The organism is Halorussus gelatinilyticus (genome assembly GCF_023238445.1).
GTDB classification, from domain to species: domain Archaea; phylum Halobacteriota; class Halobacteria; order Halobacteriales; family Haladaptataceae; genus Halorussus; species Halorussus gelatinilyticus.
Map to the genome: position 1 here is coordinate 1928922 of NZ_CP096658.1, position 15185 is coordinate 1944106.

Sequence of the window (15185 nt, forward strand, 5' to 3'; positions counted from 1 at the left end):
ATAAACCGGGCGTGGTTCTCACGTTCCGAGAACGAAAGGATGGCGACGAACACGTTCGACGCGGGGCGGACTCGATCCGCACGACGGGGTCGCTCAGTCGGCGTTCACCGGGCACGACTCGTCGGCGTACTCGACCTGCGCGACCGAGTCGATGGGGTCTTCGCCGCAGACCGGACACTCGGGATTCCGTCGGAACTCGACCTCCTCGAAGGACATCGCCATCGCGTCGTAGAATATCATCCGGCCGTCGAGGAGGTCGCCCGTGTCGAGGACTCCGCCCTCGCAGAGTAGGAACTTCACGGTCTCGGTGGCCTGAATACAGCCGAGCGTACCCGGAAGCACGCCCAACACGCCGGTACTCGCGCAGTCGGCGACCATCCCCTCCGGCGGCGCTTCGGGGAACAGACACCGGTAGCACGGTCCCTCGGTCGTGAACGTCGTGACCTGTCCCTCGAACTTGTAGATGGCGCCGTGGGAGAACGGCGTCCCCGAGAGCGTGCAGGCGTCGTTGACGAGGTAGCGCGTCCGGAAGTTGTCGGTCGCGTCCACCACGAAGTCGTAGTCGGCGAGTAGTGACTCGACGTTCTCGGGTTCGACCCGGACCTCGTGGGTCCGCACGTCCACGTCGGGGTTCAGGTCGGCCACGAAGTCGGCCGCCGACTCGACTTTCGGTCGGCCCACGTCGTCGTTCCCGTGGATAATCTGGCGCTGGAGGTTGCTCAGTTCCACCTCGTCGTCGTCGGCGACGCCGAGGGTGCCAACGCCCGCGGCCGCGAGGTACTGGATGGCCGGCGCGCCGAGTCCGCCCGCGCCGATTACCAGCACGGCGGCGTCGAGCAGGGCCTGCTGTCCGTCGGGACCCACCTCGTCCATGATGATGTGCCGGGAGTAGCGGTCGAGTTGGGTCGCGTCGAGCGAGAGGCTCATGGCCGGGAGTTGGGCGGTCGCGTGCTTAAATCCGCGGTCGAACGACTCCGCCGTGCGGTCGGTTGCTCCGATAAAAAGCGACGTTTTCGCGAGTGCGAAGCGTGCGGAGAATCCGCGCTACTTCGCGCGACCCTGACCGCCGTTGTTGCTCGGGCGGTTGTGTTCCGTGCCCTTGCCGCGCTGCTGGAGGCCGCGGTTGCTCTGGCCCGCACTGGTCAGGCCGCGGAAGGCCCGACCCTTGTGGGAGTCGTCGCAGATCCAGTTGAGGTCGTCGTCGTTCTCGATGGCCGGATGCTCGGGGTCCAGCAGAATCACTTCGAACCACTTCTGGCTACCGTCTTCGCCGACCCAGTAGGAGTTGAGCACGCGCAGGTTCTTGAACTTCCGACTGGCGCGCTCCTCGCCGATGCGCTGGAGGTTCTTGCGCCGGTAGACGCGGTTGACACCCTGTCGCTTCGAGCGTCGGCCGGCCTTGAACCGCTCCTTTCGAGCCGAGCCCTTGCGCACGCTGACGCGAGCGACGACGACGCCCTGCTTCGCCTTGTAGCCCAGTTCGCGGGCCTTGTCGAGGCGAGTCGGGCGCTCGATGCGCTCGATAGCGCCTTGGTCGCGCCATTCCTGCTTTCGCTGCCACTGGAGTTCGGCGAGGTCGCCGTCCTCCGGGTCCTTCCACGCGTCCTTGATGTGTGAGTAGAAGCTCTTTGCCATGGTTATCACCACGGGCGTTGCGTGGTTCAGCCCGCGAATCGTCACGATTCGCGGGCCACATTCCGTCCTGCGGCCGCGTGCGAGCAGTTCTTCGCTCGCGTCTTCACCGCTCGCAATCGCGGTGGGAAGCACCGCGCGGCCCACAGGTGCCCGCTGGTGCCCGTCTCCCAGCGAGTTACGCAGAAATTCTCGTCGTCGGGGTTTAAGGGCTTCGTCTTCTCCCGAGTCCTCCGCCTCCGCAGAGGTCCCATCCCCGTCGGAGTTCCGTCTCCGGCCGAGTTCTGTCCGTTGCACGCGCAAGTAATGGGTTGCAGACCGTTTCGTACGCGCCGCGTTCGCTGTATCTATGCGGCGGTTCGTTAGTCGGCGGATAACAAAGAGCCCCCGCACAGTACGGAACGTATGGCACGAATCAGCGCCACGGAAGCGTTCGGACCCGACGGACACGCCGCCGCCGACGGAGGGCGATAGCATGGCGATTCTCGAACTCGCCATCGCGTTCGCCGTCCTCGCCATCATCGCCGCCGCACTCGGTGCGGGCGGCGTCGCGGGCCTGTCGATGGACATCGCCAAGTGGCTGGTCATCGTCTTCCTCGTCCTCGCGGTGGTCTCGTTAGTCCTCTGACGAGACCCCGGGAGACCGCGTGAGAAGCGTCCGGCGTCGTCCGGAGACGACGCTGGCAGGCCACTCGTCGAGCCGTCGGCGGCGTAGCCCGAGCCGTCGGCTACGTCCACGTCGTCGGTGAAGTAGACGCTACTCGGAGGCGTAGTCGCGGACCGTCTCGAACTCGCCGTCCGCGAGCGCAGTCGCGAGCGACTGAGTATGCACGCTATCGGGCACGAGTTGGGGGTACTTCCGCCGGAAGTAGCCGACCACGTTGTCCACGTCGCGTTCGAGGAACTCGTCGGCGTTCTCGTGGTCGGTCGGGGTGGCCTGCGGCCAGTCGAAGATGGTGATGCCCTCGGTGTTGACGAAGACGTTGTACTCGCTCATGTCGGCGTGGACGAAGCCCTCGGCGTAGGCGTCGGCCATCTCCGAGAGTATCAGGTCGAGAATCGGGACCACCTGCTCGTCTTCGAGTCTCGTGCGGGACAGCTCCACGCCGTCTATCTTCTCCATCACGATGGCGTGGCGGTTGTGGTCCACGGGCCGGGGAACCTTCACGTCGGGGTAGAGCGTCTCGAGGGCCTCGTACTCGCGTTCGGCGGCCTTCCGGGCGGTGTAGAACCACGAGACGTGTTCGCGGTCGGACGTGTAGTCGCGCTCCTTCATCACCTCGCGGAAGTTGGTGTAGCCCTCGCGGTGGTACTTCAGCGCGAGCGGCTTGTACGACTGGACCTCGTAGACGTCGCTCTCCTTGCCGACGCCGAGGGGCGACCCGAACCCCTCCACGCTCTCGCGTTCCGCGAAGGTGTGGAGCGCCAGCGCGTCGTACCCCTCGAACTTGAGTCGGTACCCCTCGTACTGAATGGTCTGGCGCTCGATGAGTTCGCGGTCGAGACAGCGGTCGATGCGGTAATCGACCTCCTCGGCGGTCAGCCGCGAGAATTCGGGAATCTTCTCGCGGGCGACCCACTCCGAGAACCGCATCCCCTGCTCGATGCCCGACAGCAGATGGAAGTCCTCGGGTTCCAACTCCGTCAGCATGCCCGCGACGTTCTGAACCATCACGGTCACGTAGTCGCCCGGCGGATAAAAGCCCCGCGCAAGCGAACCTCGCCGGTCGTGTTGGAGGTTCCGACGACGGCGGGGAGCGCGGACGCCGACCGGAGCGAAGGTTCGGCCGGGGGCATCGCCCGGTCCGATGGAGACGACGGTCAGACCTCGTAAGTCCGCTGCCACCTGAGGAGGGGGTTGTAGAAGTGGATGCCTCGGCCGTCGTAGTTGCCCTTCGGCGGGCTGCTGTCGATGTTGTCGAGGACGGTCGCGGTGGCCCACTCGCCCTCGTCGTAGAAACTCAGTGGGGAGTCGGTACTTCCCTCCAGGTTCTGAATCTCAACTGTCACGACGTAGGGTTTGCTACTGAAGGTCCTCCCCCAGAGGTTGCTTCCGTCCTGCATCGCCTGTTCCGCCGATTCTCTCACCTTCGACTCGGCGTCCGCGTACGCCATCACGTCGATTTCGTCCACGCGAGCGTGGTCTCTGACGTTTCGCGTCTTGGCCATCTCGTTCTGGGTCCACCAGTCTCGCCACGCGATAGAGAGGGTCACGCCGTTGAAGCTACTGTTCTGCTCGATATGGTCGAGCAACGTCTCGTAGTTGTCGAGGAAGGCACCGAGGTCGTTGCCGCTCGGTTCGATGTCGAGATGAACGCCGTCGGCCGAGTAGTCGTCCAAGTAAGCCGACAGTGCGGACAGATACCGGTCGCTGAACACGAGAGGTGCGTCCGTACGCTGGTCGACCTGCCCCGAGAGGAGACGCACGTCGTAGCCGTTGTCGTTCGCGCCGACCACGAACTCGTCGAGGTCGGAACTCGGGACCGACCGTTTCTGAATCTCGCCCCACGAGAAGTAGACGTACGACCCCGACATCGCGCTCATCACGTCGTAGAACGTGCTTCGCGCGGTGCTATCCTGAACGATGTCTTCGGCACGCCCCCACACGTACGTAGTGTCCGCTTTTGGCTGTAGTGTCCCGGCACTCGCCATGCCGCTTCCCAAAAGCGTCGTCCCGACAGTGCCCGTTACAATTCGCTTCAGGTACGCTCGCCGAGTCGAATCAAGCATGATACGTATTATTTAATGTTGAATAAAAAATATATTCCGGAATAAAGGCGCCGGATTTAATATCGCTACTTCGCTCCACGCGTATCGTTCACCGTAGAAGGGGGAGACAGTCGTCGAGGTCTACGGCTGACAGATCCACGACGGACACCGTCGACCGTACGTTCTAGAAGCGATAAACTAAAATCTGATATAGAAAATCCGTGCCAGAGGGGCAATGCCGTTTCCGCCGAACCGGACTCGAAATACGTTCCGAGTGGCGGTTTTACCAACCACGACCTATTAGTCAACTGACACGGGAATAAATAGATACGAACGTATTGAGCTAGAGTGCTATGTCTGAACAAGACACGACCCGTCGCTCCTTCTTGGCGGCGACCGGGGGAGCGGCGTCGGCAGTCGCGCTCGGGAGCGGATTGGCGGGGGCCAGTGCCGGGCAAGAGACGACGACCGAAGGGGGCGAGCAGGGGACGCAGACCGGTCAAGGGCAGGGCCAGCGGAGCGGCGGAACGCTCAACCTCATCAACTCGACGATGAGTACGCTGGACCCCATCAAGGCGACCGACACCGCTTCCGGTGAGGTCATCCAGCAGGTGTTCGACGCCCTGATGAACTACCCGGACGGGAACATCGAGGTCCAACCCCTCCTGGCGAAGAACTACGAGGTCTCCGACGACTTCACGACGTACACCTTCACGATTCGGGAGGGCGCGACGTTCCACGACGGGTCCCCGGTCACGGCACAGGACTTCGTCTACTCGTTCGAGCGACTCGCGCAGTCGGACAACTCCCGGCGGTCGTACTTCATCCTCCAATCCATCGGCGTCAAGCACTCGACCGACGCGGACGGAAACTACCAACCGGACACGCTGGGGGTCACGGCCCAGAACGACCGTACCCTCCAGATTCAACTACAGGAACCGTTCCACGCCACGCTCGAAATGCTGGCGTACACCTCATTCGCCGCCGTGCCCGAAGGCATCGTCGGCGACATCAACGGGTACGACGGCGAACTCAACTATCAGGAGTTCTCCACGAGCGCGCCCGTCGGGTGCGGTCCCTTCGAGTTCGAGAAGTGGGAGTCGAACACCGAGGCGGCGGTAACGCGGTTCGACAACTACTACGGAAAGAAGGCCGAGGTGGACCGGGTTCACTGGCGGATAATGTCCGACGCGAACGCTCGGTACACCTACGCGATGAACAAGAACGCCGACGCGTTCTCCATCCCGACCCAGTTCTACAACCCGAACAAGGTCAACGTGACGAAGACCGACAACCGGGGGCGGAAGGTGGGGACCTACGGGCCGGTTCGGAACGGCGAGACGCTGAACTTCCTCGCGGTTCCGACCATCAACACCTTCTACATAGGGTTCAACACGAACCAGGTCGAAGCGGCCGCCCGGAAGGCCGCGGCGTACGCCATGAACAAGGAACAACTGGTCGAACAGGTGTTCAAGGGCCGCGGCAGACCGGCCTACCACTTCACGCCGCCGGCCATCTACCCCGGCGGTAACGACGCCTACCAGAAGCACGCCCAGCAGGAGTACCCCTACAGCTACCGACAGACCGACCTCCAGAAGGCCCGGCAGGTGATGAAGGAGGCCGGATACGGCCCGAACAACCGGTACAGCTTCACGTTCACGGTCTATCAGCGCTCGAACACGTGGCCGCAGGTGGGTCAACTCCTACGCGACAAACTCTCCAGCGCCTACATCGACATGAACATCGAGACCGCGCCGTTCTCGACGCTGCTCCAGCGCGGCCGCGAGGGGAACCTGCAGGCGTACTCGCTCGGGTGGGTCATGGACTGGCCCGCGCCCGATAACTTCCTGCAACTGCTCAATCCGCCGCTGACCGACACCTCCCAGAGCGCGCCCATCTCGTACGTCAACTGGTCGGGAACCGAGGCGTCCCAGCGGGCCAGGCAGGCGTGGACCACGGTTCAAAACAATCCCGCACCGACCGACAAGGCCGAGAGACTCCGGAATCAGGCGTACATCGAGATGGAGGAGGCCAACTGGCAGGACTGCGTCTTCCTCAACGTCTACCACGAGACCGACCAGCGGTTCTGGTACGACTACGCCCAGATTCCGAAGTTCGGCGCGGCCGGAACCAGCCGTCAGATGTTCAACGGAGTGACGCTGAACGAACCGAACGCCGGCGGCGGGTCGAACTGACGCTTTTCGGGGCGTAACGCGGCCGAATCGACTCGTTCGAGTCGATTCGGCCGGACGCGCCGGGTATCCTACTCGACCGAACTCTCCGAGTTCGAGAGTAGCCTCGCGCGCCGAACGGAGACGGGGAATCGTCCCGAGCGATTCCACGCCCGGTTTGAGAGTAGTGACGGCCCGCGGAACGCCCGCGGACTACTGCGCGTCGTCTCGGTCGTCGGCCGCGCCGCCGAACAGTCCGGCGCACACCGCCGCCCACGTCCGAGTTCGCCTCGACCGCTTGCCGCCGAGTCGGTTCAGGTCCATACCTAGTTTAGGCCGACCTAAACTACTTAATCCTTCCGCTCGACGTCGAACCGTCGGTTCGACGCTCGATTCCTCCTCGCGTCTCGCTTCGGGCCTCTCCGCGCTCCGCAATCCACTTGGTCCCCTCGCGCGAACGGTCCGGCATGGCGCTGTCCGACCGGGAGTGGCGACTGATTCGAGAGGAGTCCCGACGCGGCCCGCTGAACATGGCCCTGGACGAGATCGCCGCGGAAACCGCGGCCGAGGAGGGAGTTCGGACGGTCCGGGTCTACCAGTGGAACCCCAGCACGCTCTCGCTGGGCTACCGTCAGGACCCCGACACCGTGGCGTGGGACTACTGCGAGCGCGAGGGCATCACCGTCACGCGCCGACCCACGGGCGGCGGCGGCATCTACCACGACCGGCACGGCGATATCTCCTACTCCATCGTCGCGCCCGCCGACGAACTGCCGGGCGACCTGATGGAGACCTACGAGACGCTCTGCGAACCGGTCTTCGACGCCTTCGAGCGCCTCGGCATCGACGCCCGGTTCACCGACGAGAAACTGCCCGAAATCCACCAACCGGCGTGCTACCTGCGGGAACTCCACCCGGCCCACGACATCGTGGCCGGGGCGGAGGGGCGAAAGATCTCGGGCAACGCCCAGTACCGCCGGAAGGACGCAGTCATCCAGCACGGGTCGCTGACGTTCGACCTCGACGCCGAGCGCCACTTGGCGACGTTCGCGGCCCCCGACACCACGCCCGCACGGTTCCGCGAGCGCGTGACGGCGATGAATCGAGAAGCGGACGTGACTCGACGGGAGGCCGTCGAAGCGGTCGAGGAGGCCCTGCGCGAGTGGGCCGACGCCGAGGGGGGCGCGTGGTCCGACGAGGAACTGGCCCGCGCGGAAGCGCGCGCCGAGGCGAAGTTCGAGAGCGAGGCGTGGGTCCGGGATCGCGAAGACCCGACCGCCTGAACGCCAGTCGGCGCCGATTTCGCCATCGCGAGTGGCTGTTCTTCGACTCCACGCGACAAATGACACACGTCTTATAATGTCTGCGTGAAAAGATATAAGATAATTTACCGAGACGTTCGGATATCGTGGTTCACCTCGGTACATTCCACAACGCGACGACCGGCCTCCCGCTCGAACGGACCGACGACGGCCACCTCGTCCCCGACGCCTCCGTCGAAGAGATACACGAGGACGCGAAGCGCGCGATGCGCGACCAGATTCGCCACGGCGTGCTGGCAGACGACCTCGGCTACGACTCGCTGTTCCTCTCCGAACACCACGCCCAGACGATGGGCCAGGAGGTCAGCACCAACCCGCTCCAGACGCTGACCGCAATCGCGGCCCGGACCGACTCGCTGCGTCTCGGACAGGCGTCCTGCATCCTCCCGTGGTACGAACCGGTCCGATTCGCGGAGCAGGCCGCCCTCCTCGACGTGGTCAGCGACGGACGCGCCGAAATTGGCATCGGGCGCGGGTATCAGCCCCGCGAGGCCGAACTCATGGGACAGTACTGGGGCGGCGGCGTCCAGAACCAGCCACAGAACTACGAGTCGTTCGAGGAGAAGTACGAAATCGTCCGGAAGGCGTGGACAGAGGACGTGTTCTCCTACGACGGCGAGTACCACAGCGTCCCACCGAAGGGGACCAAGTGGCACCACGAACAGGAGAAGGCATACTACGAGAGCGACGCCTGCGAGTACGACCTCGACGACGTCATCGACTGGACCGACTCTAACCTCTACGCCAGCGACGGGCCGAACGAAGTCGTCTCTGGCGGTTCGACGCTCGACGCGGTGTCGGTCTACCCGCAACCCGAACAGTCACCCCATCCGCAACTCTGGCAACCCGCGTTCTCGCCGCGCTCGATGAAGTTCGCCGCCGAGCGCGGCATCAACGGCTTCTACATCGGCCTGCCCAACGACGCGCTCGAAGACGCCATCGGGGCTTACTATCAGTTCGCCGAGCAGGCGGGCTGGCCGGACCACCGCCCGGAGTACGACGGCGAACCCTTCGCCTTCGGGTGGGACGAGCGACGCAATCGCGGCGTCGCGGTCACTCGCTACGTGTTCAACACCGACGCCGCCGACGCGGAGACGCTCGACCGCTGGAAGCGCGGACTGGAGAACCAGTGGAACTACTACGCGCCGCTGGGTCTGCTCGGGGCGGTCTCGGGACTCGATTACGAAGAAGCGACGGCGGCGTTGCGCGAACACGGGGCGGACCTGTTCGTGGAGAAGGGCGTCGCTATCGTCGGTGACGCCGACCACATCCGGGACGAGGTGTCGAGCATCGTCGAGGAGTGCGGACTCGACGGCCTGAACTTCCAACCGGCGTTCGAGGTCAACGGCGTCGGCGGCGAGGCGGTGGACGACCAGTTGCGCGCGTTCGGCGAGGACGTCGCGCCGTACCTCCGCGAACAGTTCCCGGGACCGACCGAGGAGGCGACGACCGGAAGCGCCGCGGCCGCCGACGGCGGGAGCGTCGAGACGGCGAGCGCGTCCACCGCATCCACCGAGAGCAGTCCGGAGCGGTCGGCCGCGTCCGCCGACTTGGCGTCCGACCGACCCGACGCCCCGACCGACGGCGAAGCGGACACGTCGCTCGACGCCGACGAACTCGTGGCCGGTGTCGTCGCCCGGGCCGAGCGAGCGATGGACGCGATTGCCGACTACGACCAGGCCGCGACCGACGAACTGGTCCGAGCGGTCGGGTGGGCCGCGTATCGGGACGACCACGTCGAACCGGTCGCACGCGCCGCCGTGGAGGACACCGCCATCGGCAACGTCTCGGACAAAGTCTACAAGGTGAAACGACAGGTGGAAGGGACGCTGGCCGACCTCCGTGACGCCCCGTCGGTCGGCGTCGTGGAGCGCGACCCCGAGCGCGGCGTCCGCGAGGTCGCCAAGCCGGTCGGCGTCGTCGGCGCGTTCACCCCCTCGACCAACCCCGTGGCGACGGTGCCGCAACTGGCGATGCTCGCGCTGAAGGGACGAAACGCCGTCGTCTTCTCGCCGTCGCCTCAGACTCGGCGGGCCTGCGCGGAGTTGGTCGAGCACGTCCGCGAGGAGTTAGCGGCGGTCGGCGCGCCCGCCGACCTCGTGCAGGTGGTGCCCGGCGAGATAGACAAGCCGAAGGCCCACGCGTTGATGGAACGGGCAGACCTGTTGCAGGTCACCGGTTCGCAGAACAACGTCGAGGCCGGGCAGTCGTCGGGGACGCCCAACTACAGCGTCGGCGCGGGCAACGTCGTCAGCGTGGTGGACGAGACTGCTGACATCGCGCAGGTCGCGGAGTTCGTCGGGGTCAGCAAGCCGCTGGACGACGGCGCGACCTGCGTCAACGTCAACTCGCTCGTCGCGGAGTCGTCGGTCGCCGACGAACTCCGAACGGCGCTCGAAGTCGCGGGCGGGTACTACTGCGACGACGCCGAACGCGACCGAGTCGAGGAAACGCTCTTCCGCGACGGACATCTCGACCGACGGGCCATCGCCTCGGACGCGGGGACGCTGGCCGAGATGGCGGGCATCGACCGCGCCGCTGACGCCGACTTCCTGGTGGTAGACGGCGAGGGCGTCGGCGAACGCCACCCCCTCTCGGGCGAGAAGCTCGCGCCCGTCCTGACGGTGTACGAAGCGCCGGACTTCTCCGCGGCGCTGGACCTCACCCAGTCGATAGTCGAGTACGAGGGCATCGGCCACTCGTGTACGATTCACACGTCGGAGGACGACCGCGCCGAGCGCATGGGGAAGGCCATCGACGTAGGGCGCGTGCTGGTCAACCAGCCCTCGCTCTGTCTCGCCGGTGCGGAGAACAACGACCTCGATTTCACCCTCTCGCTCGGCGGCGGTACGTGGGCGGGCAACCAGTTCGACGACAACCTCGGCTACGAGTACTTCCTGAACTTCACGACCGTCGCCGAGGACGACGGCGGCCGCCTCCCGGACCGCGAGGACCTGTTCGGCGACTACCCCGTCGCGGAGGAGCGACCTCCCGAACTGTAGCACCGCGGACTCACATCGCTCGCGTCCGATAGTAGCTCCGCTCGCCATCTCCGGTGTCGATGACCCTGCGCTCCAGCGCACCGTGGTCGACGAGTCGGTCCAGAATCGAACTCACGGTCGCCACGTCGATGATACAGCCCATGAGTTCGTCGTCCTCGACGGCGTACGACACGTTGGCTTCCGACCAACCGGTCTCCATCACGGCCTCGGTTATCTCTCGGACGTTGTACGCCTGCCGGTCGTTTTCGTGCAGGAACTGGACGATTCGCTCCTCGATGGAGTAGCGCTCGCTCCCCTCCTCGAAGGTATCGGTGGTGATTGGCACACCCCGCGTAGGCCCCGGATTCCAATAAGGGTGTGGCCCGGCAGAACGCCGCGCGGTCGGGTCCGCGACCGACCCACCGGTAATCCGACCCCGGTTCCGAAGCGCCTTTGACCCCTCCATCCCTGTCCGAAGACATGAGAGTTGGCGCGCACGAATCCATCGCTGGCGGCGTCTACAACGCCGTAGACGCCCAGATAGACGACGGCGGGAACTGCGGACAGATATTCACCCACTCGCCGCAGGTGTGGCAGGACCCGAACATCGGCGACGACGAGGCCGAGCAGTTCCGAACCGTCTCGGCCGACAACGACGTCGGTCCGTGGGTCATCCACTCGTCGTACCTCGTGAACCTCTGTACGCCGAAAGACGACCTCCGCGAGAAGTCCATCGACTCGATGCAGAAGGAGGTGGACGCCGCCGACAAGTTGGACATCCCCTACGTCAACGTCCACCTCGGCGCGCACACCGGCGCGGGCGTGGACGGCGGTCTCGACAACGCCGCGAGCGCGCTGGACGAGTTGGATATCCCGGAGGGCGTCACCGTTCTCATCGAGAGCGACGCCGGGTCGGGCACGAAACTGGGCGGCGACTTCGAGCATCTCGCGGAGGTCCTCGCGCGCTCCGAGCAGGACCTCGACGTGTGCATCGACACCGCTCACGCGTTCGCGGCGGGCTACGACCTCTCGACCGAAGAGGCGGTCCACGACACCATCGCGGAGTTCGACGAGGTGGTCGGACTGGAGCATCTCGAATGCGTCCACCTCAACGACTCGAAGCACGAGTGCGGCACGAACAAGGACGAACACGCCCACATCGGCGAGGGTCTCATCGGCGAGGAAGGCATGCGCGCGTTCGTCAACCATCCGGACCTCGAAGACGTGCCCCTCGTCCTCGAAACGCCCCACGAGGACGGCAAGGGCTTCGCGTGGAACATCGAGCGCGTGAAGGAACTGCGCGAGTAAGGCGTTCCGAACTCCGTCCGGTTTTCTATCCGAACGCGAACGTCAGGAGCCACAGGCCCGCCATTCCGGCGACGAGCGTCGCCAGAACGTCCTCGGTCCGCCACGCCACCAGCGCCGCGAGCGCGCCCGCCAGGAGTCGCGGATTCGCGGGCGAGAGCGCGACCGACCCGTCTACGACGACCAGTTGGGGTGCGACCAGCGCCGCCAGCACCGCCGCGGGGACGAATCGGAGGGCGCGCTCGACCACCGCCGGCACGTCGTCGAGGAGGCCGAACAGGCCGATGAACGAGAAGCGGATGAGGAAGGTCCCGACCCCCGCCGCGAGGATGACGAGCCACAGCGTCACCGACCCGTAGTCGGTCGCCATCTACGCCACCTCCTCGGCCAGCAGTCCGGCCGCGATGCCGACGACGGCGGCGGTTATCAGTCCCAGATTGAACGGGAGTCCGGTGGCGGCGACACCGACCGACCCGCCGACGAGCGCGGCGACGCCGGTCGCCCGGTCGGTGACCGCCGGGACCAGCACCGCGAGGAACACCAGCGGGACCGCGAACTCGAGTCGCCAGCCGTCGGGGACGCTCGCGCCGAGGGCGATACCGACGACCGTGGCGAGTTGCCACGTCACCCACAGCGCGCTCCCGACGCCGAGGTAGTACCACCGCCGGGAGACGCTCTCGTCGTTCTCGAACCGCAACAGCGACACCGCGTAGGCCTGGTCGGTGAGCAGGTACGCCAGCGCGCCCTTCCACCGGGTCGATTCGCGCTGGAAGTACGGCGCGATGGAGGCGCTGTACATCATCATCCGGAGGTTGATGACGAGGACGGTGAACACGACCACGACGGCCGGCGCGTTCCGGCCGACGAGTTCGGCCGCCGCGAGTTGGGAGGCTCCGGCGAAGATGACGACCGACATCGCGACCGCCCCGACCGGAGGGATGCCCGCGTTGACCGCGGCCACGCCGGCCACCATCCCGAACGGAACGATACCGAGGAGAATCGGGAGGGCGACGCGAACGCCCGCACGGAAATCTGTACGTGGAGATGTCACTGTCCGTTCGTAGGCGCACCGAGGGGTATCATCCTTGGTTTTCCGGCGAAGCGTTCGACCCGAGCGCCCCCGGCGCGCTCGGCCGGCGACTCTCTCTCCTCGCTCGTCCGGCGTCTCGTTCGGCCGGTAACTCGCTCGCCCGGACCGCCCCGCTTTTCACCGCGGACCGCCAACCCCGAGCCAGAATCAGCCGTGCGACAGTTCTCCGCCGACTACCTCCGAGACACGCGCCGCGGGATGTGGGACGACCGCGCCGCGCTGGCCGACCTCGAACTGGACTCCCGAGAGCGCGTCCTCGACGTGGGATGCGGCACGGGCGAACTCTCCCGCGTCCTCGCCGAAGAGTCGGCCGCCGACGGGACGCCCGCCGACGTCGTCGGGGTGGACGCCGACCCGGACCTGCTGGCGGTCGCCCGCGAGGAGGCCGGCATCGAGACCGTCGCCGGCGACGCGCTCCGCCTGCCGTTCCCCGACGACTGCTTCGACCTCGTGGTCTGTCAGGCCCTGCTCATCAACCTCCCGGACCCCGCCGCCGCCGTGCGGGAGTTCCGGCGCGTTTCCACGGCTCGCGTGGCCGCGGTCGAACCCGACAACGCCGCGGTGTCCGTCGAATCGACCGTCGAGACCGAGAGCGACCTCGCGGCCCGCGCCCGGCGAGCCTATCTGTCGGGCGTCGAGACCGACGTGACCTTGGGCGGGGCGGGCACCCGCGAGGCGTTCGAGGCGGCCGGACTCTCCGAGGTGTCCACGCGCCGCCACGTCCACGCCCGGACGGTCGAACCGCCCTACGCCGACCGGGACCTGCGCGCGGCCCGTCGGAAGGCCAGCGGCGAGGCACTGGCCGACGACCGCGCGACCCTGCTGGCGGGCGACCTCTCGGCCGAGGAGTACGACGACCTCCGGAACGACTGGCGCGAGATGGGCCGGAGCGTGGTCGAGCAGATGAGCGCGGGCGAGTACCGCCGTGCAGAGGTCGTCCCCTTCTACGTGACCGTCGGGTCGGTCTGAAGGCCCGTCTCCGCCGTGCCAACCTCTTTGGTCTCTCTCGCCGACGTTCGAACGTCATGTTCGAGCAGATTCTGGTCCCGGTCGATGGCAGCGACGGGTCCGATGCCGCGGTCGGGCACGCCGCCGACGTCGCCGACCGGTTCGACGCGGCCGTTCACGTCCTGTTCGTCGCCAGCACGAACCGCGACAGCGTGACCGTGGTCGGGAGTGACGTAGTGGACGCCTTGGAGAGCGAGGGCGCGGCGGTCGTGGACTCCGCGGAAGAGGACCTCCGAGAGCGCGGCGTCGCGTGCGAGTCGGAAGTCGTGCAGGGCGACCCCGCGACGACCATCGCCGACTACGCCGACTCGCGGGGGATGGACCTCGCGGTGATGGCGACCCGCGGTCGGACCGGCCTCTCGCGGTACCTGCTCGGGAGCGTCACGGAGAAAGTCGTCCGCCTCTCGGACGTGCCGGTCCTCACGGTCCGAACTCACGACGACGCGCGCACGTCGTTCCCCTACGAGAACGTCCTCGCGCCGACCGACGGGAGCAGAGTCGCGAACGCGGCCGCCGACCGCGCCGTCGACCTCGCTGCCGCGTTGGACGCCACGCTCCACGCCGTCTCGGTCGTGGACGACACGTCGCTCGGGTTCGACGTGCGCTCGGCGGCCGCCGCCGACGAACTTCGGGAGGCCGCCGAGGACGCCATCGCGGAGGTGACCGCCAGTGCCGACGACGCTGGCGTCGAACAGGTCCGCGAGGAGGTCCTCCGCGGGTCGGTCCACCGGGCGATTCTCGACTACGTGGACGAGGAGGACGTGGACGTAATCGTCGTGGGCACCCGCGGCCGGGGCGGCACCGACCGAATCCTCCTCGGGAGCGTCACCGAGCGACTCGTCCGCACGTCGCCGGTGCCCGTGCTGACGGTGCGTCGGTAGCCGCGTCACACGACGGTCTGCCAGCGTCGCGTCGCACCGACGACGCACTGGAAGGGCCCGCTGGCGCGTCTCGAAAAGACATATCG

Annotated in this window: 14 protein-coding genes; 7 read left to right on the top strand and 7 right to left on the bottom strand. The window is 66.4% G+C overall.

Features of this window, described 5'->3' with window-relative positions; all coding sequences use genetic code 11:
- Nucleotides 1-93 precede the first annotated feature (93 nt).
- Nucleotides 94-927 (bottom strand): SAMP-activating enzyme E1, encoded by an 834-nt coding sequence (ubaA, locus tag M0R88_RS09965; RefSeq protein WP_248653362.1) that lies wholly within the window; start codon nucleotides 925-927, stop codon nucleotides 94-96.
- Nucleotides 928-1044: 117 nt separating this feature from the next.
- On the bottom strand, nucleotides 1045-1635 hold the full coding sequence (locus M0R88_RS09970) for a 50S ribosomal protein L15e (protein ID WP_248653363.1): 591 nt from the start codon (nucleotides 1633-1635) through the stop codon (nucleotides 1045-1047).
- Between the two features lie 478 nt (nucleotides 1636-2113).
- Here M0R88_RS09970 and M0R88_RS09975 point away from each other — a divergent pair, with 478 nt between their 5' ends.
- Complete coding sequence (locus M0R88_RS09975) at nucleotides 2114-2260, top strand: DUF1328 family protein (protein ID WP_368409383.1); 147 nt, start codon at nucleotides 2114-2116, stop codon at nucleotides 2258-2260.
- A 129-nt stretch (nucleotides 2261-2389) separates the two neighbouring features.
- Here the strand turns inward: M0R88_RS09975 and M0R88_RS09980 are convergent, their stop codons facing one another.
- Nucleotides 2390-3304, bottom strand: a complete 915-nt coding sequence (locus tag M0R88_RS09980; protein ID WP_248653365.1) for a serine/threonine-protein kinase RIO2 — start codon at nucleotides 3302-3304, stop codon at nucleotides 2390-2392.
- A gap of 149 nt (nucleotides 3305-3453) precedes the next feature.
- Nucleotides 3454-4362, bottom strand: a complete 909-nt coding sequence (locus M0R88_RS09985; RefSeq protein ID WP_248653366.1) for a glycoside hydrolase family 18 protein — start codon at nucleotides 4360-4362, stop codon at nucleotides 3454-3456.
- Between the two features lie 332 nt (nucleotides 4363-4694).
- Here M0R88_RS09985 and M0R88_RS09990 point away from each other — a divergent pair, with 332 nt between their 5' ends.
- The 3 genes from M0R88_RS09990 to M0R88_RS10000 all read left to right on the top strand — a co-directional run bounded on the left by M0R88_RS09990 (nucleotide 4695) and on the right by M0R88_RS10000 (nucleotide 10836).
- A complete protein-coding gene (locus M0R88_RS09990) occupies nucleotides 4695-6536 on the top strand; it encodes an ABC transporter substrate-binding protein (protein ID WP_248653367.1) in 1842 nt (613 codons plus the stop codon).
- A gap of 443 nt (nucleotides 6537-6979) precedes the next feature.
- Nucleotides 6980-7795, top strand: coding sequence for a lipoate--protein ligase family protein (locus tag M0R88_RS09995; protein WP_248653368.1), 816 nt, complete (start codon nucleotides 6980-6982; stop codon nucleotides 7793-7795).
- A 125-nt stretch (nucleotides 7796-7920) separates the two neighbouring features.
- Nucleotides 7921-10836: an LLM class flavin-dependent oxidoreductase gene (locus M0R88_RS10000; protein ID WP_248653369.1), complete on the top strand. Its 2916-nt coding sequence runs from the start codon at nucleotides 7921-7923 to the stop codon at nucleotides 10834-10836.
- Nucleotides 10837-10846: 10 nt separating this feature from the next.
- On the opposite strand, the gene M0R88_RS10005 is transcribed toward M0R88_RS10000, so the two are convergent.
- The gene (locus tag M0R88_RS10005; RefSeq protein WP_248653370.1) at nucleotides 10847-11161 is read right to left on the bottom strand and encodes a hypothetical protein; all 315 of its coding nucleotides are present in this window, start codon (nucleotides 11159-11161) and stop codon (nucleotides 10847-10849) included.
- 134 nt (nucleotides 11162-11295) lie between these two features.
- Here M0R88_RS10005 and M0R88_RS10010 point away from each other — a divergent pair, with 134 nt between their 5' ends.
- Nucleotides 11296-12123, top strand: a complete 828-nt coding sequence (locus M0R88_RS10010; RefSeq protein WP_248653371.1) for a deoxyribonuclease IV — start codon at nucleotides 11296-11298, stop codon at nucleotides 12121-12123.
- Nucleotides 12124-12148: 25 nt separating this feature from the next.
- Here the strand turns inward: M0R88_RS10010 and M0R88_RS10015 are convergent, their stop codons facing one another.
- Together M0R88_RS10015 and M0R88_RS10020 are read right to left on the bottom strand one after the other, a co-directional pair.
- Nucleotides 12149-12490: an AzlD domain-containing protein gene (locus tag M0R88_RS10015; RefSeq protein WP_248653372.1), complete on the bottom strand. Its 342-nt coding sequence runs from the start codon at nucleotides 12488-12490 to the stop codon at nucleotides 12149-12151.
- Nucleotides 12491-13171 (bottom strand): AzlC family ABC transporter permease, encoded by a 681-nt coding sequence (locus M0R88_RS10020; protein ID WP_248653373.1) that lies wholly within the window; start codon nucleotides 13169-13171, stop codon nucleotides 12491-12493.
- A gap of 192 nt (nucleotides 13172-13363) precedes the next feature.
- Here M0R88_RS10020 and M0R88_RS10025 point away from each other — a divergent pair, with 192 nt between their 5' ends.
- Entirely contained in the window at nucleotides 13364-14179 is an 816-nt protein-coding gene (locus M0R88_RS10025) for a class I SAM-dependent methyltransferase (RefSeq protein WP_248653374.1), read from the top strand.
- Between the two features lie 56 nt (nucleotides 14180-14235).
- Nucleotides 14236-15099, top strand: a complete 864-nt coding sequence (locus tag M0R88_RS10030; protein ID WP_248653375.1) for a universal stress protein — start codon at nucleotides 14236-14238, stop codon at nucleotides 15097-15099.
- Nucleotides 15100-15185 lie beyond the last annotated feature (86 nt).

Coding starts and splice junctions, on each gene's coding strand:
- M0R88_RS09995 (WP_248653368.1), top strand. CDS start 6,980: ATGGCGCTGTCCGACCGGGAGTGGCGACTGATTCGAGAGGAGTCCCGA.
- M0R88_RS10015 (WP_248653372.1), bottom strand. CDS start 12,490: ATGGCGACCGACTACGGGTCGGTGACGCTGTGGCTCGTCATCCTCGCG.
- M0R88_RS10030 (WP_248653375.1), top strand. CDS start 14,236: ATGTTCGAGCAGATTCTGGTCCCGGTCGATGGCAGCGACGGGTCCGAT.
- M0R88_RS09990 (WP_248653367.1), top strand. CDS start 4,695: ATGTCTGAACAAGACACGACCCGTCGCTCCTTCTTGGCGGCGACCGGG.
- M0R88_RS09980 (WP_248653365.1), bottom strand. CDS start 3,304: ATGGTTCAGAACGTCGCGGGCATGCTGACGGAGTTGGAACCCGAGGAC.
- M0R88_RS10010 (WP_248653371.1), top strand. CDS start 11,296: ATGAGAGTTGGCGCGCACGAATCCATCGCTGGCGGCGTCTACAACGCC.
- ubaA (WP_248653362.1), bottom strand. CDS start 927: ATGAGCCTCTCGCTCGACGCGACCCAACTCGACCGCTACTCCCGGCAC.
- M0R88_RS09985 (WP_248653366.1), bottom strand. CDS start 4,362: ATGCTTGATTCGACTCGGCGAGCGTACCTGAAGCGAATTGTAACGGGC.
- M0R88_RS09970 (WP_248653363.1), bottom strand. CDS start 1,635: ATGGCAAAGAGCTTCTACTCACACATCAAGGACGCGTGGAAGGACCCG.